General features: G+C 66.3%; 15 protein-coding genes. 2 read left to right on the forward strand and 13 right to left on the reverse strand.

All coding sequences use genetic code 11. The features are described 5' to 3' along the window. Nucleotides 1-7: 7 nt before the first annotated feature. Both J2X20_RS23305 and J2X20_RS23310 read left to right on the forward strand, forming a co-directional pair. Nucleotides 8-388 carry a DUF2069 domain-containing protein gene (locus tag J2X20_RS23305; RefSeq protein WP_310270293.1) on the forward strand — a complete coding sequence of 127 codons (381 nt, stop codon included), beginning with the start codon at nt 8-10 and terminating at the stop codon, nt 386-388. Beyond that, entirely contained in the window at nt 385-1,788 is a 1,404-nt protein-coding gene (locus tag J2X20_RS23310; protein ID WP_310270295.1) for an FAD-binding oxidoreductase, read from the forward strand. Before J2X20_RS23305 ends, J2X20_RS23310 begins: the two co-directional genes overlap by 4 nt. Here the strand turns inward: J2X20_RS23310 and J2X20_RS23315 are convergent. The 13 genes from J2X20_RS23315 to nuoF all read right to left on the reverse strand — a co-directional run bounded on the left by J2X20_RS23315 (nt 1,766) and on the right by nuoF (nt 18,662). Then, nucleotides 1,766-4,993 carry an efflux RND transporter permease subunit gene (locus J2X20_RS23315; RefSeq protein ID WP_310270298.1) on the reverse strand — a complete coding sequence of 1,076 codons (3,228 nt, stop codon included), beginning with the start codon at nt 4,991-4,993 and terminating at the stop codon, nt 1,766-1,768. The genes J2X20_RS23310 and J2X20_RS23315 overlap by 23 nt on opposite strands. A 15-nt stretch (nt 4,994-5,008) precedes the next feature. Then, a complete protein-coding gene (locus tag J2X20_RS23320) occupies nt 5,009-6,178 on the reverse strand; it encodes an efflux RND transporter periplasmic adaptor subunit (RefSeq protein ID WP_310270301.1) in 1,170 nt (389 codons plus the stop codon). Between the two features lie 109 nt (nt 6,179-6,287). Continuing rightward, nucleotides 6,288-6,878 (reverse strand): NUDIX domain-containing protein, encoded by a 591-nt coding sequence (locus J2X20_RS23325; RefSeq protein ID WP_409034203.1) that lies wholly within the window; start codon nt 6,876-6,878, stop codon nt 6,288-6,290. Continuing rightward, entirely contained in the window at nt 6,856-7,158 is a 303-nt protein-coding gene (locus tag J2X20_RS23330; RefSeq protein ID WP_310270306.1) for a DUF2818 family protein, read from the reverse strand. The genes J2X20_RS23325 and J2X20_RS23330 overlap by 23 nt, the downstream gene beginning before the upstream one ends. Nucleotides 7,159-7,303: 145 nt before the next feature. Further along, nucleotides 7,304-8,779, reverse strand: a complete 1,476-nt coding sequence (gene nuoN, locus J2X20_RS23335; RefSeq protein ID WP_310270309.1) for an NADH-quinone oxidoreductase subunit NuoN — start codon at nt 8,777-8,779, stop codon at nt 7,304-7,306. A 21-nt stretch (nt 8,780-8,800) separates the two neighbouring features. Then, nucleotides 8,801-10,291 carry an NADH-quinone oxidoreductase subunit M gene (locus J2X20_RS23340; RefSeq protein WP_310270311.1) on the reverse strand — a complete coding sequence of 497 codons (1,491 nt, stop codon included), beginning with the start codon at nt 10,289-10,291 and terminating at the stop codon, nt 8,801-8,803. A 21-nt stretch (nt 10,292-10,312) separates the two neighbouring features. Further along, a complete protein-coding gene (gene nuoL, locus J2X20_RS23345) occupies nt 10,313-12,349 on the reverse strand; it encodes an NADH-quinone oxidoreductase subunit L (RefSeq protein WP_310270314.1) in 2,037 nt (678 codons plus the stop codon). Nucleotides 12,350-12,362: 13 nt separating this feature from the next. After that, nucleotides 12,363-12,692 carry an NADH-quinone oxidoreductase subunit NuoK gene (gene nuoK / locus J2X20_RS23350; protein WP_310270317.1) on the reverse strand — a complete coding sequence of 110 codons (330 nt, stop codon included), beginning with the start codon at nt 12,690-12,692 and terminating at the stop codon, nt 12,363-12,365. Further along, nucleotides 12,689-13,330 carry an NADH-quinone oxidoreductase subunit J gene (locus J2X20_RS23355; RefSeq protein WP_310270319.1) on the reverse strand — a complete coding sequence of 214 codons (642 nt, stop codon included), beginning with the start codon at nt 13,328-13,330 and terminating at the stop codon, nt 12,689-12,691. Before J2X20_RS23355 ends, nuoK begins: the two co-directional genes overlap by 4 nt. Nucleotides 13,331-13,383: 53 nt before the next feature. After that, on the reverse strand, nt 13,384-13,872 hold the full coding sequence (nuoI, locus tag J2X20_RS23360) for an NADH-quinone oxidoreductase subunit NuoI (protein WP_119046407.1): 489 nt from the start codon (nt 13,870-13,872) through the stop codon (nt 13,384-13,386). A 10-nt stretch (nt 13,873-13,882) separates the two neighbouring features. Beyond that, on the reverse strand, nt 13,883-14,980 hold the full coding sequence (nuoH, locus tag J2X20_RS23365) for an NADH-quinone oxidoreductase subunit NuoH (protein ID WP_310270324.1): 1,098 nt from the start codon (nt 14,978-14,980) through the stop codon (nt 13,883-13,885). Nucleotides 14,981-14,994: 14 nt separating this feature from the next. After that, nucleotides 14,995-17,301 carry an NADH-quinone oxidoreductase subunit NuoG gene (gene nuoG / locus J2X20_RS23370; RefSeq protein ID WP_310270327.1) on the reverse strand — a complete coding sequence of 769 codons (2,307 nt, stop codon included), beginning with the start codon at nt 17,299-17,301 and terminating at the stop codon, nt 14,995-14,997. Nucleotides 17,302-17,321: 20 nt separating this feature from the next. Further along, nucleotides 17,322-18,662 (reverse strand): NADH-quinone oxidoreductase subunit NuoF, encoded by a 1,341-nt coding sequence (gene nuoF / locus J2X20_RS23375; RefSeq protein WP_310270331.1) that lies wholly within the window; start codon nt 18,660-18,662, stop codon nt 17,322-17,324. Nucleotides 18,663-18,670 lie beyond the last annotated feature (8 nt).

The raw sequence follows: 18,670 nt of genomic DNA on the forward strand, positions 1-18,670 counted from the left end.
CGCAGCTATGCCCTCCGCCCTCGAAAGAACCGAACCTACAGCCGTCGAACGGCTGACGCGCAATCTGGCGTTCGGCGCCACCCTTGCCCTGATTCTGCTGTGCCTGGCCTGGGAGCTGTGGCTGGCGCCGACCGGCCGCGGCACCCTGGCCGTGAAGGTGCTGCCGCTGCTGGCCGCGCCCATCGGCCTGTGGCGCTATCGCATGTACACCTACCGCTGGCTGGCCCTGGCCATCTGGCTCTATGTGCTGGAGGGCCTGGTGCGCTCGACCAGCGAAGGCGGCCTGGGCCAATGGCTGGCTCTCGGCGAAGTGGTATTGAGCGTCGTCATCTTCACCGCCTGCACGGCGCAGATCCGGCGGCGGCTGGCGGCGGCGAAAGCGGCATGAGCACTTTCCTCGACGCACTGCGCGAGCGGCTCGGCGAGGCGGGGCTGCTGACGGCTGGCGACCTGTCGGCCTATGAGAACGACTGGCGCAAGCGCTATGTCGGCAAGGCCCTGGCCGTGGCACGGCCGGCCTCGACCGAGGAGGTCGCGGCGGTGATGCGCCTGTGCCACCAGCACCGCATAGCCGTCGTGCCCCAGGGCGGCAACACCGGCCTGGTCGGCGGCTCGACGCCCGACGACAGCGGCCGCCAGTTGGTGCTGAGCCTGTCGCGCATGAAGCGCATCCGGGGCATCGACGTCGCCAACGCCAGCCTGACGGCCGAGGCCGGTTGCGTGCTGGCCGAGGTGCAGGCGGCGGCGGCTGGCGCGGGCCTGCTCTTCCCCCTCAGCCTCGCCGCCGAGGGCTCTTGCATGCTGGGCGGCAACCTGGCGACCAATGCCGGCGGCACCCAGGTGCTGCGCTATGGCAATGCGCGCGAGCTGTGCCTGGGGTTGCAGGTCGTGACCGCGACCGGCGAGATCTGGCAGGGCCTGTCGGGCCTGCGCAAGGACAACACCGGCTATGACCTGCGCGACCTCTTCATCGGCAGCGAGGGCACACTGGGCATCATCACGGCAGCGACGATGAAGCTCTATCCGCAACCGAAGGAGCGCCTGACCGCCCTGGCGGCTTGCGCTTCGATGGACGACGCGGTCGCCCTGCTCGGCCTGGCGCGCGAGCGTGCCGGCGATGCGCTGACCGGCTTCGAGGTCATGAACCGGGCTTCGCTGGCCCTGGTGGCGCGTGAGCTGCCGCAACTGGCTCAACCGCTGGGAGCGGCTGAATGGACAGTCCTGTTGGAACTGTCCGACGCCGAGAGTGCCGAACACGCGCGCAATGTCTTCGAAGGCCTGCTGGAGATGGCGCTGGAACGCGGCTGCGTGCAGGACGCGGCCATCGCGCAGAACATCCAGCAGGCCAAGGCTTTCTGGCATCTGCGCGAGTCCATCCCGCTGGCCCAAGCCCAGGCGGGGCTGAACATCAAACACGACATCTCGCTGCCGGTGTCGGCCATTCCCGCCTTCGTGACCGAAATGGACGCGGCGCTGGCTGCCTATCTGCCCGGCATAGCGGTCATCGACTTCGGCCACCTGGGCGACGGCAACCTGCACTACAACGTGCAGGCCCCGGCCGGTGTGGCGCCGGCGGCTTTCCTGGGCGCGCACGAGGCCGCCATCAACGCGTTGGTCTATGACGCCGTGCAGCAGCGCGGCGGCTCGATCTCGGCCGAGCACGGCATAGGCCGGCTCAAGCGCGAGGAACTGGCTCAGCGCAAGGACCCGACGGCCCTCGCGCTGATGCGCTCGATCAAGCGGGCCCTGGACCCGCTCGACCTCCTCAACCCTGGGCGGCTGGTGTAACCGTCACGCGGCGGCCGGTCGCGAAGCGGCCCAGCTTCATGACCAGGCGGAACACGAAGCGCACCAGCACCAGGGCCAGCACGGCTTCAAGCAGCGTCAGCACAAAGGCGCCCACCAGGGTGAAGCGCGGCGTGCGGCGCTTGAACTTGGCGAAGGCGTGGTCTCGCGCGATCTCGATGCTGTCGTAGAAGGTCGGCACGATCAGCAGGGTCAGCAGCGTCGACGTGATGGTGCCGCCGATGATGGCCACGGCCATGGGGCGGTAAAACTCGCCGCCCTCGCCGATGCCGATGGCCACCGGCATCATGCCGGCGATCAGCGCCAGCGTCGTCATCAGGATGGGCCGGAAGCGCTTGCGGCCCGCGTGCATCAGGGCCTCTTCGCGGTCCACGCCCGCCCTCTCCTCCTGGCGCGTCGCATCCAGCAGCAGGATGGCGTTCTTGGCCACCAGGCCCATCAGCATGATCACGCCGATGAGGCTCATCAGGTTCAGCGTGCCGCGCGTCAGGATCAGCGCCAGCACGACGCCGATCAGCGAGAGCGGCAGCGACAGCATGACGCCCAGCGGCGCCGTGAAGCTGTTGAACTGGATGACGAGCACGAAATACATCAGCGCGATGCCGCTCAGCAGGGCCGTGATCATGGCCGTGAAGACGACCTGCTGGTCGCGCGCGGCGCCGGCCAGCTCGATGCCGAAACCGGGCGGGAACTCGATCTTCTCGGCCAGCTTCTTGGCCTCGGACGTGATCTCGCCGGGCGAGCGGCCCTGGGCGTTGGCGCTGACCGTGATGGTGCGCTTGCCGTCGCCGTGCTGGATCTGGCCGGGGCCCTTGCCCATGGTGACGGTGGCGATCTGGTCCAGCGGCACCATGCGGTTGGTACCGGTCACGGCGATGGGCAGGCGCTCGATGTTGGCAGCGTCGACACGGTCGGCCGGGTGCAGGCGGATGGAGACGTCACGGGCCTCGCCGGTCGGGTCGATCCAATCGCCGGCCTCGACGCCGGCAAAGGCCACACGCAGTGCCTGGGCGGCATCGTTGACCGAGATGCCCATCTGGTTGGCCAGGCCGCGGTCGAGTTCGATCTGCAGCTCGTTCTGCGGGTCCTGCTCGGAGTAGCCGATGTCGACCGCGCCCTTGATGCCCTGCATGGTCTTCTGGAAGTCCTGGGTGATCTGCTGCAGGCGGCGCGTGTCGGTGCCGTAGAAGCGGATCTGCACGGGCTTCTGGGCACCGTTGTTGAGGTCGTCCAGCACGACGTACTCGGCGCCCACCAGGCGGGCGACCTTCTCGCGCAGTTCCTTGGCGACGTCAGCCGCCGAACGCTGGCGCTCCGTGCTCTTGCCGATGTCGACATAGATGCGGCCGCCGGTGGCGTTGGGATAGGACATCGTCGCCTTGGTCTCCTTCATCGTCGAGGCCAGGGCCGCGGCGGCGTCGAGCTTCAGGCGCGAGTAGTCCAGGCTGGCGGACGCGGGGCTGCGCACTTCGACAGCCAGGAAGCCGGCATCGGCCTGGGGCAGGAAGCTGGAGCCACCGACCGTGGCCTGCAGCGCGATGGCGCCAACAAAGCTCAGCACCGCGAAGGCGGCCATCCAGCGGCGATGGTGGAGCGCCCAGGCGATGACATGGCCATAGCCGTTGGCGACGCCATCGAACCAGTGATTGAAGCCTTGCAGCAGCCTGCCGAAGCCCTTCTTGGGCTGCTCGTGATAGCCCGGGGGGTCGCCCCAGTAGGCCGACAGCATGGGGTCCAGCGTGAAGCTGATGACCAGCGACACGGCGACCGAGGCCACGACGGTCAGCGCAAAGGGCTTGAACCACTGGCCGGGGCCATTGCCCATGAAGGCCACGGGCACGAAGACGGCCACGATGGCGAAGGTGGTCGCCGCAACGGCCAGGCCGATCTCGGCCGTGCCCTCGCGCGCCGCGGTCACGCGGTCGCTGCCGCGCTCCATGTGGCGCACGATGTTCTCCCGCACGACGATGGCGTCGTCGATGAGCACGCCGATGGCCAAGGACAGGCCCAGCAGGCTCATGAAGTTCAGCGAGAAGCCCATCAGCCAGACGGCGATGAAGGCGGCCAGCACCGAGGTGGGCAGGGACAGCGCGGTGATCAGCGTCGAACGCCAGCTGTTCAGGAAGGCGTAGACGACGAAGATGGTCAGGGCGGCGCCGAAGACCAGGGCGTCCGTCACGTTGTGCAGGCTGTTCTCGGCGTCCTTGCCACCGTCCTGGGTGATCTCCAGCGTCGTGCCCTTGGGCAGTTCCTTCTCGATCTCCTTGACGAGCTTGCGCGAGTCGTTGGCGACGCTGACGGTCGACGCATCGCGGGAGCGGGTGACCGAGATGCCAACATTGGGCCGCCCGTTGCGGAAGGAATAGCCCGTCATCTCGGCGAAGCCGTCCTTCACCTCCGCGACCTGGCCGAGGCGGATGATGTTGCCACTGCCGCTCTGACCATTGCGCTTGATGATCATCTGCTCGAACTCGGCGGGCGACTCGATGCGGCCCAGCAGGCGGATGCTCTGGTCTTCCATGGTGCCGCGCACCTTGCCGACCGGGGCCGTGGTGTTCTGCGCGCGCACGGCGTTCAGCACCTCGGTGACCGAGACGCCGAACTCGCGCAGCTTCTCGGCCCGCAGAAGGATGGACAGCTCGCGCTTCAAGGCGCCGTTGACCGTCACCGTCGACACGCCGGCCACCCCGCGGAAGCGCTCGGCCAGCTTGTCCTCGGCCAGGCGGCTGAGCTGGGCATGCGTCAGCGTCGTGCTGGACAGCGACAGCTGCAGGATGGGCTGGGCGCCGGGGTCGGCGCGCGTGATGATGGGCTCGCGGATCTCGGTGGGCAGCTTGTAGCGCACCGAGGCGATGGCGTTGCGCACCTCGTCGGCGGCCTCGATCATGTTCTTCGAGAAGTCGAAGACCAGCACGATGGTGGCGCTGCCCTCGCGCGACGTGGAGTTGCTGCGGTCAACGCCCGAGATGCTCTGCAGGGCCTTCTCGATGCGGTTGACGACCTCGCGCTCCACCGTCTCGGGCGAGGCGCCCGGATACGGGATGTTGATGACGAGCACGGGCGGCTCGATATCCGGGAACTGGTTGACCCGCAGCTTGGACAGCGCCAGCAGGCCCACCAGCATCAGCCCGATGACCATGACGACGGTCGCGACGGGCCTGTTGATGCTGAAGTTGGAGAGGAACATCGGGGAGCCTCCTGCTTACTTGCTGGCGGTGGGCGTGGGCGCTGCCGCGGCGGCGACGGCCGAGGCCGCGCCGGCTCCGGCCGAGACGCGCTGGGCCGCAGCGCCATCGGTCAGGTTGCCGGTGGGTGCGCGCAGCACCTCGTCGCCCAGGGCCAGGCCCGAGGCGATGACGACCTCGCCGCGACGGTCATCGCGCTCGCCCAGGGTCACGGGCACCTTCTTCAGCTGGTTGCCGGCCACCTTCCAGACGAAGGCGCTGTCGCCCTGGCGCTGCACCGAGCCTTCGGCCAGCACCAGAGCCTTGCGCTCGGCGCTCTCGACGCGGCCCTCGGCATAGAGGCCGGAGACCTGGGGCGCCTTGGCGCGGTCGTTGAATTCGGCGATGACCTCGACCTGGCGGGTCGTCGCGTTGGCGGCCGCGTCGATGCGCGCCAGCTTGCCGCGGAACTCAGCATCGCCGAAACCATTGATGCGGAAGGACACCGGCTGGCCGAGCTTGAGCTCGCCCAGGCGGTCGGCCGAGACCTGGCCTTCGAAGCGCATGGAGGTCGGATCGATGACCTTGATCAGCTCGCGGCCGATCTGCACCGTGTCGCCGACGGAGATCTTGCGCTCGCTGACGACGCCGTCAAACGGGGCGCGAATCTCGGTGCGCGAGACCTGCTGGCGGGCCGTGACCATGCGTGCCTTGGCTGCGGCCAGCTCGCTCTGGGCGGCATTGCGGCGCACTTCGGCGTCCTCCAGGCCTTGCATGGAGATCATGCCCTGCTGGTTCAGCGTCTTCTGGCGGGCCAGCACGCGCTCGGTCTGCTCGAAGCTCTGCTGGGCGGCGCGCAGGGCCTCCTCGGCGGAGGTCAGGCCGTCACGGATGGAGGTGGGATCGAGGCGGATGATGAGATCACCCGTGCGAACACGCTCGCCGTTGTCCTTGGCCACCTGCAGCACGACGGCCGCCACTTCGGCACGCAGGTCGGCGCGGCGGGCGGGCTGGATGGCACCGGTGATGACGGGGGCGCCGATCAGGCCGCTCTGGCCGACCTGGCGCAGATCCTCGGGCGCCAGCAGCAGCGGCGCGGCGGCCGGCTTGGTCGCGGCCTTGGCATCGTCAGGCTTGCCCCCCTTGCCGCAGGCGGTGAGGGTCAGGGCCAGCGTCAGGGCGGTCAGGATCGGCGTTGCACGCGTCATGGAGAGAATCTTTCTGCGGATGGAAAGGTTTTCGGGCGGCTAAACGCGCGAGCTTAACGGTCTGGCAACAAGTCGCCAGAGGTCATGTACGAAATGTTTTCGAATGTAATCAGGCCGGCTGCCATGGCAGCGGCCAGGCGCCCTGCCGCCAGCGCTGCAGCCACAGCAGGCCGATCAGCGTCTTGGCATCGGTCAGCTCGCCAGCAGCGGCGAGGCGGTCGAGATCCTCGACCGTGTGCGTGACGAGTTCGAGAAACTCGCCTTCATCCAGCTGTTGCTCGCCCTTGTTCAGGCCGCGCGCAAAGTAGATGTGGATGCCCTCGTCCGAATAGGCAATGGCGTTGTGCAGCACGCCGGCATACGCCCATTCGGCGGCGCTGTAGCCGGTTTCCTCGAGCAGCTCGCGCTGGCCGCAGACCAGCGGTGCCTCGCCGGCGTCGAGCTTGCCGGCGGGAAATTCCAGCATCACGCGGCCCATGGGGTAGCGGTACTGGCGCTCCATCAAGAGCCGCCCGTCATCCAGCAGCGGGATGACCATGACAGCGCCGGGATGACGGATGTATTCGCGGTGGGCGCTGCGCCCATCGGGCAGCGCGACACGGTCGCGGCGCACATCCAGGAAATGGCCCTGGTAGACCTGGCTGCCCTCGAGCAGGCGCTCGACGAGATGATCGTCGTCAGCCTCGGCCACGGCGCAGATACCTCCAGACGAAGCCGGGAAAGCCCAGCGTGATGAAGAGGCAGGCGGCCGCGGCGTAGAACTCCCAGCCCTGGGCATGGCGCTGGCCGATGCGGCCCTCCAGGGCCGAGCCGAGGGCGAAGGTCAACACCGCCATCAGCGCCAGCTCCAGCAGCCGCCACCAGACGCTCTTGGGCGCCTGACGCGGGCCGACAAGCAGCACGCGCTCGTTGAAGTAAGGCAGATTGGCCGCGATGACGGCCGCAGCCAGGACCAGCCAGACGGCGACGGACTGATCCATTAGCTTACGGGCCGAGCGCCGGGCCGCTCCCTAGCCGGCCCGCTCTGGCGATGTGCTTGTGGCTCCATGCCGCAAGCATCGCCGTCCCCTCGGGGGACCGACCGGACGGGCCCGCGTGCAGCGGCGCCAGGCTGGGCGAGGGGCTTCAAGTCGACAGGGCCTTCACGATGGCCTGGCCGCACAGGGCCATCAGGCCGCCGGGCAGCAGGCCGAAGACCAGCACGGCGGCACCGTTCAGCGACATCACGAAGCGCACATCGGCCGGTGCGGCGATGGGGGCCGTGTCGGTCGGCTCGTCGAAGAACATGACCTTGACGATGCGCAGGTAGTAGAAGGCACCGACCAGGGACACGACGACGGCGAAGATCGCGAGGTAGAGGTAGGCGGTGACGTCCGTCGAGACCAGGGCCTGCAGCACCGCGAGCTTGGCGTAAAAGCCCACGGTGGGCGGCACGCCGGCCAGCGAGAACATGAACAGGGTCATGACCAGGGCGAACCAGGGGCTGCGCTTGCCCAGGCCGGCCAGGTCCTTGATCTCCTCGGCCTCATGCCCCTGACGGGACAGCAGGATGACCATGCCGAAGGTGCCCAGCGTCGTCAGCACATAGGTGACGACATAGAACATGGCCGCGCTGTAGGCGTTGTCGCCCCACTTCGTGCTCTCGTTGACGACGCCGGCCGTCATGCCCAGCAGCATGAAGCCCATGTTGGCGATGGTCGAGTAGGCCAGCATGCGCTTCAGATTGCTCTGCGCGATGGCAGCGAGGTTGCCAATCAGCAGCGACATGATGGACAGCACCATCAGCATCTGCTGCCAGTCCGCGGCCAGGCCAATCATGCCTTCGACGAGCAGGCGCATGGTGATGGCGAAGGCCGCCAGCTTGGGCGCCGCGCCGATCAGCAGCGTGACGGCCGTCGGCGCGCCCTGGTAGACGTCGGGCACCCACATGTGGAAGGGGGCGGCACCGAGCTTGAAGGCCAGGCCGGCGACGACGAAGACGACACCGAAGATCAGCACCGACTTGTTCGGGATGCCCTTGGAGATGACGTCGAAGACCTCGGGAATGCTCAGCGAGCCGGTGGCGCCGTACATCATCGACAGGCCGTACAGCAGGAAGCCGCTGGCCAGGGCGCCGAGGACGAAATACTTCATCGCCGCCTCGGTCGACACCGCATGGTCGCGGCGCAGGGCCACCAGGGCGTACAGCGACAGGCTCATCAGCTCCAGGCCGAGGTAGATGACCAGGAAGTTGTTGGCCGACAGCATGACGCTGATGCCCAGCAGCGCAAACAGGCTGAGGATGAAGAGCTCACCCTTGAGCATCTCGCGCACGCCGGCGTAGGGGCGCGCATAGACCAGGGCGATCATCGTGGCGATGCAGGCGAAGGCGGCCAGCAGATGGCCCATGGGGTCGGCGACCACCATGCCCTGCATCGCATAGGTGGTCGAGTCGAAATAGTAGAAGTGCATGCCGGCCACGACGGCCAGCGTCAGCTGGGTCAGCCAGTAGGTCGGGCGGCGCTGCTCGTCCGTGACCCAGAGGTCCACCAGCGCAATGACGCAACCCATCGCCAGCAGCAGGATTTCGGGATAGATCGCGAGCCAGTTCATGTCGTTCATTGTTCTTGCCTCGGCTCAGAATCAGGCGGGGATCTTGCTGAGCGCCACGTGCTTGAGCAACTCGGTGACCGAGTTGTGCATCACGTCGGTGAAGGGCTTGGGATACAGGCCCATGTAGAGCGTCGCCACGGCCAGCAGGCCGAGCATGACGAACTCGCGCTTGTTGATGTCGGTCAGGGCACGCACGTCATCGTTGGCGATGTCGCCGAAGTAGACGCGCTTGATCATCCACAGCGTGTAGGCCGCGCCGAAGACCAGGGCCGTGGCCGCGATGCCGCCCAGCCAGAAGTTGGCCTTGACCGTGCCGAGGATGACCATCCACTCGCCGACGAAGCCGGCCGTCGCGGGCAGGCCGCAGTTGGCCATGCCGAAGAAGACGGCGAAGGCGGCGAACTTGGGCATGGTGTTGACGACGCCGCCGTAGGAAGCGATCTCACGCGAGTGCACGCGGTCGTAGAGCACGCCGATGCACAGGAACATCGCGCCCGACACGAAGCCGTGCGAGATCATCTGCACCAGGCCGCCGGAGACGCCGAGCTCGTTGAAGATGAAGAAGCCCAGGGTCACGAAGCCCATGTGGGCGATGGACGAGTAGGCCACCAGCTTCTTCATGTCCTTCTGCACCAGGGCCACGAGGCCGATGTAGACGACGGCGATCAGCGACATCGCGATGATGAGCCAGGCCCACTCGCGCGCGGCGTCGGGGGCGATCGGCAGCGAGAAGCGCAGGAAGCCGTAGCAGCCCAGCTTCAGCATGATGGCCGCCAGCACGACGGAGCCGCCGGTGGGCGCCTCGACGTGGGCGTCGGGCAGCCAGGTGTGCACAGGCCACATCGGCACCTTGACCGAGAAGGCGGCCAGGAAGGCGAAGAACAGCCAGGTCTGGGCGCCACCGGCCAGCGGCAGCTTGTGCCAGGTCTGGATGTCGAAGGAGCCGGCGCCGTTGATGACGTTGGACTGGTAGTACAGGTACAGCAGCGCGATCAGCATCAGCAGCGAACCGGCCAGTGTGTACAGGAAGAACTTGAAGGCCGCGTAGACGCGGTTCGGGCCGCCCCAGACGCCGATGATGATGTACATCGGGATCAGCGTGGCCTCGAAGAACACGTAGAACAGCATGCCGTCCAGCGCGCTGAACACGCCCACCATCAGACCCGACAGGATCAGGAAGGCGCCCATGTACTGGTTGACGCGGGTCTCGATGACCTCCCAGGCCGAGATGACGACGATGATGGTGATGAAGGCCGTCAGCGGCACGAACCACATCGAGATGCCGTCCACGCCGAGGTGGTAGTGGATGGCGAAACGCTCGATCCAGGGCTGGTTCTCGACGAACTGCATGGCAGCCGTCGTCGTGTCGAAGCCGGTGATCAGCGGCAGCGTGACGAGGAAGCTCGCCACGGCAGCGGCCAGCGCCATCCAGCGCACGGCCTTGGCCTGTTCGTCACGCCCCAGCGCCAGCAGCAAGGCGCCGCAGGCGATGGGCAGAAAAATCGCAAGACTCAGCAACATTCTTGTTCTCCGCCTCGTCGCTCAGAACCCGAACAGGGCGCTGAACTGGGGCTTGATATAGGGCCAGAGCTGCCAGGTCATCAGACCCATGACGCCGAGGATCATGACGAGGGCGTACCAGTACAGATAACCGCTCTGCAGGCGGCGCACCAGTCCGGCGATGCCGCCGACGGTCCTGGCCGACCCGTTGATGATGACGCCGTCGATGAGGCCGGCGTCGCCGCCCTTCCACAGGCCGACGCCGATGAGGCGGGCGGCGCGGGCCAGGATGTTCTCGTTGATCCAGTCCATGAAGTATTTGTTCTCCAGGACGATGACCACCGGGCGCAGCACCTTGGCCAGCGTGGCCGGGATGCTGGGCGCGACCATGTAGAACACATAGGCGGTCACGACACCGGCCAGGGCCAGCCAGAACGGCAGCGAGGTCAGGCCGTGCAGGGCCATGGCGGCAGCACCGTGGAACTCCTCGGCCAGTTCTTCCATCGCCGGATGCGCATGCAGATTGACGAAGATGGCGTCCTTGAAGAAGTCGCCAAACAGCATGGGCTGGATGGTCAGGAAGCCGATGACGACCGACGGGATGGCCAGCAGCACCAGCGGCGCCGTGACGACCCAGGGCGACTCATGCGGCGTGTGGGCGTGATGGTCGTCGTGATGCGGTTCGTCTTCTTCCGGCGGGAAGGGCTTGTGGTGGAAGTGTTCCTTGCCGTGGAAGACGAGGAAGTACATCCGGAAGGAATAGAAGGCCGTCACGAACACGCCGACGATGACGGCGAAGTAGGCGAAGTGGGCACCCGGCAGATGGCTGGCGTGCACGGCCTCGATGATGGAGTCCTTGGAGTAGAAACCCGAGAACAGCGGCGTTCCGATCAGGGCCAGCGAACCCAGCAGCGACGTGATCCAGGTGATGGGCATGTACTTGCGCAGGCCGCCCATGTTGCGGATGTCCTGGTCGTGGTGCATGCCGATGATGACGGAGCCGGCGCCGAGGAACAGCAGGGCCTTGAAGAAGGCGTGCGTCATCAGGTGGAAGACGGCGACCGAATAGGCCGAGGCGCCCAGCGCCACCGTCATATAGCCCAGCTGCGACAGCGTGGAGTAGGCGACGACGCGCTTGATGTCGTTCTGGATGATGCCCAGGAAACCCATGAACAGGGCCGTGATGGCACCGATCACCATGACGAAGTTCAGCGCCGTGTCGCTCAGCTCGAACAGCGGCGACATGCGCGCCACCATGAAGATGCCGGCCGTCACCATCGTGGCGGCGTGGATCAGCGCGGAGATGGGCGTCGGGCCTTCCATGGAGTCGGGCAGCCAGACGTGCAGCGGGAACTGGGCCGACTTGCCCATGGCGCCGATGAACAGGCAGATGCAGGCGACGGTCATCAGCGACCAATCGGTGCCCGGGAAGACCATCTGCGACAGCAGCTCGGCCTTGGCGAAGGTCTCGGCGTAGTTCAGCGAACCGCCGAAGGCCACCAGCAGGCCGATGCCCAGGATGAAGCCGAAGTCGCCGACCCGGTTCACCAGGAAGGCCTTCATGTTGGCGAAGATGGCCGTCGGCTTCTTGTACCAGAAGCCGATCAGCAGATAGGACACCAGGCCCACCGCCTCCCAGCCGAAGAACAGCTGGAGCATGTTGTTGCTCATGACGAGCATCAGCATGCTGAAGGTGAACAGCGAGATGTAGGAGAAGAAGCGCTGGTAGCCGTCGTCCTCTTCCATGTAGCCGATCGTGTAGATGTGCACCATCAGCGACACGAAGGTCACGACCACCATCATCATGGCCGTCAGTCCGTCGATGAGGAAGCCGACCTCCATCTTCAGCGCGCCGAGGTTCATCCACTCGTAGACGGTGGCGTTGAAGCGCGCACCGTCGACGGCGACGCTGTACAGCGTCATGGCCGAGAGGATGAAGGCAACGAGGACGCCGAGGATGGTGACCATGTGCGAGCCGCGGCGGCCCACCGTCTTGCCGAAGAAGCCGGCCACGATGGCGCCCGCCAGTGGCGCCAGCGGCACCGTCAGCAGCAGGTTCTGGGAGAGTTGTGCAGACATCTTGTTCGTGTCCTCAGCCCTTGAGAGCGTCGAGCTCTTCGACGTTGATGCTGGCGCGGTTGCGGAACAGCACGACCAGGATGGCCAGGCCGATGGCCGATTCGGCCGCCGCGACGGTCAGGATGAAGAACACGAAGACCTGTCCGTCCATATTGCCCAGGTAATGGGAAAAGGCGACGAAGTTCAGGTTGACCGCCAGCAGCATCAGCTCGATGGCCATCAGCAGCACGATCAGGTTCTTGCGGTTCAGGAAGATGCCGATCACCGACAGCGCGAACAGCATCGCGCCCAGCGTCAGGAAATGGCCCAGCGTGAGGCCACTCAGTCCAGCAATGGCGGTCATGCCTGGCCTCCTTCGGTGGGTGCGGCTGGTTGGGCCGCAGCGGCGACCGTCGGCGCCATCTTGATGATCTTCAGGCGCTGGGCCTTGGTGACCTTGACCTGCTCGGAGGCATCCATGGCGCGCGAGTCCTTGCGGCGGCGCAGCGTCAGCGCGATGGCGGCGACGATGGCCACCAGCAGCAGCACGGCGGCGATCTGCAGCGGGTAGAGATAGCTGGTGTAGATCTCGATGCCGAGCAGCTTGGTGTTGCCTTGGCTGATCTGGGCCGCGGTGGCCGCCGGGGCGTCGGACAGCTGGAAACCGCCCATCAGCACGATGCCCATCTCGAAGGCGATCAGCGCGCCGATGACGGCCGCCACCGGCAGATGCTTCCAGAAGCCCTCACGCAGGCTGTCCGTGTTCAGGTCCAGCATCATGACGACGAACAGGAACAGCACCATGACGGCGCCGATGTAGACGAGGACCAGCGCAATGGCCAGGAACTCGGCCTTCAGCAGCATCCAGATGCAGGAGGCCGTGAAGAAGGACAGGATGAGGAAGAGCGCGGCATGCACGGTGCTGCGCGCCGTGATGACACGGAACGAACTCACCAGCAGGATGCCGGAGAAGACGTAGAAGAGGATGGTCGTGATGTCCATACGTATCCAGGCCAGCGAGGCTGGACCGCTGGCGCCTTGCGGCGCGGCAGCGATCAGCGGTACTTGGCGTCGGCCTCCTTCTGGGCGGCAATTTGGGGCTCGTACTTGTCACCGACCGCCAGCAGCATGTCCTTGGTGAAGTAGAGGTCGCCGCGCTTCTCGCCGTGGTATTCGAAGATGCTGGTCTCGACGATGGAGTCCACCGGGCAGCTCTCTTCGCAGAAGCCACAGAAGATGCACTTGGTCAGGTCGATGTCGTAGCGCGTCGTGCGGCGGCTGCCGTCGGCGCGCACGTCGCTCTCGATGGTGATGGCCATCGCGGGGCAGACGGCCTCGCAGAGCTTGCAGGCAATGCAACGCTCTTCACCGTTCTCGTAGCGGCGCAGCGCGTGCAGGCCGCGGAAACGCGGCGACAGCGGCGTCTTCTCTTCCGGGAACTGGATGGTGATGTTGCGCGACAGGAAGTGGCGACCCGTCAGCTTCATCCCCTTGAGAAGTTCCCAGAGGAAGAAGGTCTTGGCGAAATTCGTGATTGCAGTCATGGGCGCCGCCTCACTTCCAGATGTTGTAGGGCGTCTGCATCCAGGCACCGACAACGACCAGCCAGATCAGCGTGATGGGAATGAAGATCTTCCAGCCCAGACGCATGATCTGGTCGTAGCGGAAGCGCGGGAACGTGGCACGCACCCACAGGAACATCGTGACGACGAAGAAGGTCTTGGCGAACAGCCAGAACCAGTTCCAGAACGCCATCGTGTGCTGGAAGAAGGCCGGCACGTCCATGCCCAGCAGGCTCCAGGAGATCGGTGCGCTCCAGCCGCCCAGGAACATGACGACGGCCAGGGCCGACACCAGGATCATGTTGGCGTACTCGGCCAGGAAGAACATCGCGAACGACATGCCCGAGTACTCGATCATGTGGCCGGCGACGATTTCCGATTCGCCTTCGACGACGTCAAACGGGTGGCGGTTGGTTTCGGCCAGGCCCGAGATGAAGTAGACGATGAAGATGGGGAACAACGGCAGCCAGTTCCAGGACAGGAAGTTGACGCCGTAGCCGGCAAAGATGCCGCGCTCCTGCACCTGCACGACGGTCGTCATGTTCAGGCTGCCCGTCACCATCAGCACGACGACCAGGGCAAAGCCCATGGCGATCTCGTAGCTGACCATCTGCGCCGAGGCGCGCAGCGCACCCAGGAAGGCGTACTTCGAGTTGGACGCCCAGCCGGCGATGATGACGCCGTAGACCTCAAGCGAGGTGATGGCCATCAGGAACAGCAGGCCTGCGTTGACGTTGGCCACGGCCGCGTCCGGGCCGAACGGCACGACGGCCCAGGCGGCCAGGGCCGGCATGATGGTCATGACGGGGCCGAGGAAGAACAGGCCCTTGCTCGCGGCGGCGGGCTTGATGATCTCCTTGAAGATCAGCTTGACCGCATCGGCGATGGGCGTCAGCAGGCCATAGGGACCGACGCGGTTCGGGCCCGGGCGGATCTGCGACCAGCCGATGGCCTTGCGCTCCCACAGCGTCAGATAGGCCACGCAGCCCAGCAGCGGCAGGATGACCGCGACGATCTTCAGCAGGCTCCAGACCAGAGGCCACAGGGACCCCAGCAGCGAGGCGCCGTTTTGGTAGAGAGAGTCGATCATTCGGTGGGGCTCCCTCAGACCTTGCTGATGCTCAGCGTGCCGAAGGCGGCACCCAGAGCTGCGGTTTGGGCCAGACCGGCCGGCACACGGGCCACGCCCTCAGGCAGGCCGGCTTCCAGACGGGCGGGCAGTTGGGCGGCGCCGCCGTCCTGCACGACGCGCACCTGGTCGCCCTCGGCCAGGCCGAGTTGCGCCCACAGGCTGCTCGGCAGGCCGACGGTGGCGGCTTCACGGCCATCGGTGGTCAGCTGCAGCGACGTGGAATTGCGCACCAGCGCGTCGGTCGCGTAGATGGGCAGGTTGGCGAAGCGCTCGACGCCCTCGCCCTTCGCGGCGACTTGCGCGCCAGCCGAAGTGGCGTTGGACAGACGGCCGGAGAAGTCGCCACCCAGGGCTTGCTCACGCACCTGCTCGGAGCTGTCCTGATCGAAGCCCGGCAGACCCAGCAGATTGCCCAGCACGCGCAGCACCTTCCAGGCCGGACGCGTCTCGGCCAGCGGGCGCACGACGCCGACAAAGCTCTGCAGGCGGCCCTCGGCGTTGACGAAGCTGCCCGAGGTCTCGGTGAAGGGGGCGACGGGCAGCAGCACATCGGCGTATTCGAGGCCCGATTTGAAGGGGCTCAGCACGACGACCATCTCGGCCGCATCCAGCGCCTTGACGGCGGCAGCGGCGTTGGCGGAGTCCAGCACCGGGTCGGTGTTCAGCAACACCACGGCCTTCAGCGACGTGCCGTTCAGCATCTGGCCGGCGTTCAGGCCGTCGACCTGCGGCTGAGCCTTCACGAGCTGGGCGCCCACGGTATTGGCGGCGGCGGTCAGATAGCCGACGGTCGCCCCCGTCTGCTGGCCGATCCACTGCGCCAGCGCCAGCAGGCTGGTGGCCTGCGGGTGTTCGGCGGCGGCATTGCCCAGCAGGATGGCCTTCTTCTGACCCGATGCAAGGCTGGCAGCGATGGCCTTGGCTTCGTCCGTGGCCGTGCCGGCCAGCGGTGCGCCGGCGCCAATGGCGGCGGCCACATCAGCCAGGGCTTGCACCCAGCCCGAAGGCGCAACGGAAGACGAACCGGCGAGAGGCATCAGCCAGTCATCGCTGCTCAAGCCGACGCGATGCACGGCGGCACCGCGGCGCGCGGCGTGGCGCAGGCGGGCGGCGAACAGCGGGTGGTCCTTGCGCAGGTTGGAACCGACGACCAGGGCACGGTCCAGTTCGGACAAGCTCGCGATCGAAGTACCCAGCCAGCGGGCCTGGCCGCCGGACGCGGCATTGCCGAAGTCGCTGTGGCGCAGGCGGTGGTCGATGTTGTCGCTGCCCAGGCCGCGCACGATCTGCGTGAGCAGATGCAGTTCTTCCACCGTGCTGTGAGCCGAGCCCAGGGCGCCGATGGAAGCGGCACCGTGGTCGCCCTTGATGGTCTTCAGGCCGTTGGCGATGTATTCCAGGGCCGTCGTCCAGTCGACCTGCTTCCAGGCGCCGCCCTGCTTGATCATGGGCGCGGTCAGGCGCTGGTCGCTGTTCAGGGCCTCATAGCTGAAGCGGTCGCGGTCGGCGATCCAGCATTCATTGACCTCTTCGTTCTCCAGCGGCACGACGCGCAGGACCTGGTGGTTCTTGACCTGGACGATCAGGTTGGCGCCGGTGGAGTCGTGGGGGCTGACGCTCTTGCGGCGCGACAGTTCCCAGGTGCGGGCGCTGTAGCGGAAGGGCTTGCTGGTGAGCGCGCCGACCGGGCAGATGTCGATCATGTTGCCCGACAGCTCGGAGTCCACCGTGCGGCCGACGAAGGTCTGGATCTCGCTGTGCTCGCCGCGGTGGGCCATGCCCAGCTCCATCTGGCCGGCGATCTCCTGGCCGAAGCGCACGCAGCGGGTGCAATGGATGCAGCGGCTCATCTCTTCCATCGAGATCAGCGGGCCGACGTTCTTGTGGAAGACGACGCGCTTCTCTTCCGAGTAGCGGCTCTTGCCAGCGCCGTAGCCAACAGCCAGGTCCTGCAGCTGGCACTCGCCACCCTGGTCGCAGATGGGGCAATCCAGCGGGTGGTTGATCAGCAGGAATTCCATGACGCCCTGCTGGGCCTTGATCGCCTTGTCGCTCTTGGTGCGGACGATCATGCCCTGCGTGACGGGCGTCGCGCAGGCGGGCATGGGCTTGGGCGCCTTCTCCACGTCCACCAGGCACATGCGGCAGTTGGCCGCGATGCTCAGCTTCTTGTGATAGCAGAAGTGCGGGATGTAGGTGCCGGCCTTCTCGGCGGCATGCATGACCATGCTGCCTTCCTGGACCGAGACCTTCTGACCGTCGAGTTCGATTTCAACCATGATGGGGTTCCCTAGGCAGCTCAGGTCGGAGCCACCAGGGGCTTCTTGTGTTCAATCAGGTGCAAGAACTCGTGCTTGAAGTTCTTGATCATGGCGCGCACGGGCATTGCGGCAGCGTCGCCCAGCGCGCAGATCGTGCGGCCCTGGATGTTGTCGGCCACGGAGTTCAGCAGGTCGATGTCCTCTGCCCTGCCCTCGCCGTGGTAGATGCGCTCCAGCACGCGGTGCATCCAGCCCGTACCTTCGCGGCAGGGCGTGCACTGGCCGCAGGACTCGTGGGCGTAGAAATAGGACAGGCGCAGCAGGCTCTGCACGGCGCAGCGCGAGTCGTCCATGACGATGACGGCGCCCGAGCCCAGCATGGAGCCGGCCTTGGCGATGGAGTCATAGTCCATCGTGCACTGCATCATCACTTCGGCAGTCAGCACCGGCGCGGACGAGCCACCCGGGATGACGGCCTTGAGCTTGCGGCCCTTGCGCACGCCACCGGCCATCTCCAGCAGCACCGAGAACGGCGTGCCCAGAGGAATCTCGTAGTTGCCCGGGCGCTCCACGTCGCCCGACACCGAGAACAGCTTGGTGCCGCCGTTGTTGGGCTTGCCGATCTCGAGGTAGGCCTGGCCGCCGTTGCGGATGATCCAGGGCACCGCGGCAAACGTCTCGGTGTTGTTGATGGTGGTGGGCTTGCCGTACAGGCCGAAGCTGGCCGGGAACGGCGGCTTGAAGCGCGGCTGGCCCTTCTTGCCTTCAAGAGACTCCAGCAGGGCCGTTTCTTCGCCGCAGATGTAGGCACCGAAGCCGTGGTGGCCGTGCAGCTGGAAGCTGAAGCCCGAGCCCATGATCTTGTCGCCGAGATAGCCGGCGGCACGGGCTTCTTCCAGGGCCGCCTCGAAGCGCTCGTAGACCTCGAAGATCTCGCCGTGGATGTAGTTGTAGCCGACCGTGATGCCCATCGCATAGGCGGCGATGGCCATGCCCTCGATGACCTGATGCGGGTTGAACATCAGCAGGTCGCGGTCCTTGCAGGTGCCCGGCTCGCCTTCGTCGGAATTGCAGACGAGGTATTTCTGGCCCGGGAACTGGCGGGGCATGAAGCTCCACTTCAGGCCCGTCGGGAAGCCGGCGCCGCCGCGGCCGCGCAGGGCCGAGGTCTTGACTTCGGCGATGACCTGGTCAGGGGTCAGGCCTTCGCCGCCGTCCTTGCCCAGGATCTTGCGCAGGGCCGCGTAGCCACCGCGGGCTTCGTAGTCCTTGATAGCCCAGTTCTTGCCGTTCAGATCCGCATAGATCTGCGGGCTGATGTGGCGGCCGTGGAAGCAGGTCTCGGCGCCGGTGCTTTGGAATTTGGTGAGGTCCAGCATCGTCTTCC

The sequence above is a fragment of the Roseateles saccharophilus genome, from assembly GCF_031458095.1.
GTDB lineage: Bacteria > Pseudomonadota > Gammaproteobacteria > Burkholderiales > Burkholderiaceae_C > Pelomonas > Pelomonas saccharophila_A.

What these genes read in the sequence shown, in the direction of transcription:
- nuoN (WP_310270309.1), bottom strand. Translation starts at nt 8,779, where the DNA reads ATGAACGACATGAACTGGCTCGCGATCTATCCCGAAATCCTGCTGCTG.
- J2X20_RS23320 (WP_310270301.1), bottom strand. Translation starts at nt 6,178, where the DNA reads ATGACGCGTGCAACGCCGATCCTGACCGCCCTGACGCTGGCCCTGACC.
- J2X20_RS23305 (WP_310270293.1), top strand. Translation starts at nt 8, where the DNA reads ATGCCCTCCGCCCTCGAAAGAACCGAACCTACAGCCGTCGAACGGCTG.
- nuoI (WP_119046407.1), bottom strand. Translation starts at nt 13,872, where the DNA reads ATGACTGCAATCACGAATTTCGCCAAGACCTTCTTCCTCTGGGAACTT.
- nuoH (WP_310270324.1), bottom strand. Translation starts at nt 14,980, where the DNA reads ATGATCGACTCTCTCTACCAAAACGGCGCCTCGCTGCTGGGGTCCCTG.
- nuoG (WP_310270327.1), bottom strand. Translation starts at nt 17,301, where the DNA reads ATGGTTGAAATCGAACTCGACGGTCAGAAGGTCTCGGTCCAGGAAGGC.
- J2X20_RS23315 (WP_310270298.1), bottom strand. Translation starts at nt 4,993, where the DNA reads ATGTTCCTCTCCAACTTCAGCATCAACAGGCCCGTCGCGACCGTCGTC.
- J2X20_RS23340 (WP_310270311.1), bottom strand. Translation starts at nt 10,291, where the DNA reads ATGTTGCTGAGTCTTGCGATTTTTCTGCCCATCGCCTGCGGCGCCTTG.
- J2X20_RS23355 (WP_310270319.1), bottom strand. Translation starts at nt 13,330, where the DNA reads ATGGACATCACGACCATCCTCTTCTACGTCTTCTCCGGCATCCTGCTG.
- nuoF (WP_310270331.1), bottom strand. Translation starts at nt 18,662, where the DNA reads ATGCTGGACCTCACCAAATTCCAAAGCACCGGCGCCGAGACCTGCTTC.
- J2X20_RS23330 (WP_310270306.1), bottom strand. Translation starts at nt 7,158, where the DNA reads ATGGATCAGTCCGTCGCCGTCTGGCTGGTCCTGGCTGCGGCCGTCATC.
- nuoK (WP_310270317.1), bottom strand. Translation starts at nt 12,692, where the DNA reads ATGACCGCCATTGCTGGACTGAGTGGCCTCACGCTGGGCCATTTCCTG.
- nuoL (WP_310270314.1), bottom strand. Translation starts at nt 12,349, where the DNA reads ATGTCTGCACAACTCTCCCAGAACCTGCTGCTGACGGTGCCGCTGGCG.
- J2X20_RS23310 (WP_310270295.1), top strand. Translation starts at nt 385, where the DNA reads ATGAGCACTTTCCTCGACGCACTGCGCGAGCGGCTCGGCGAGGCGGGG.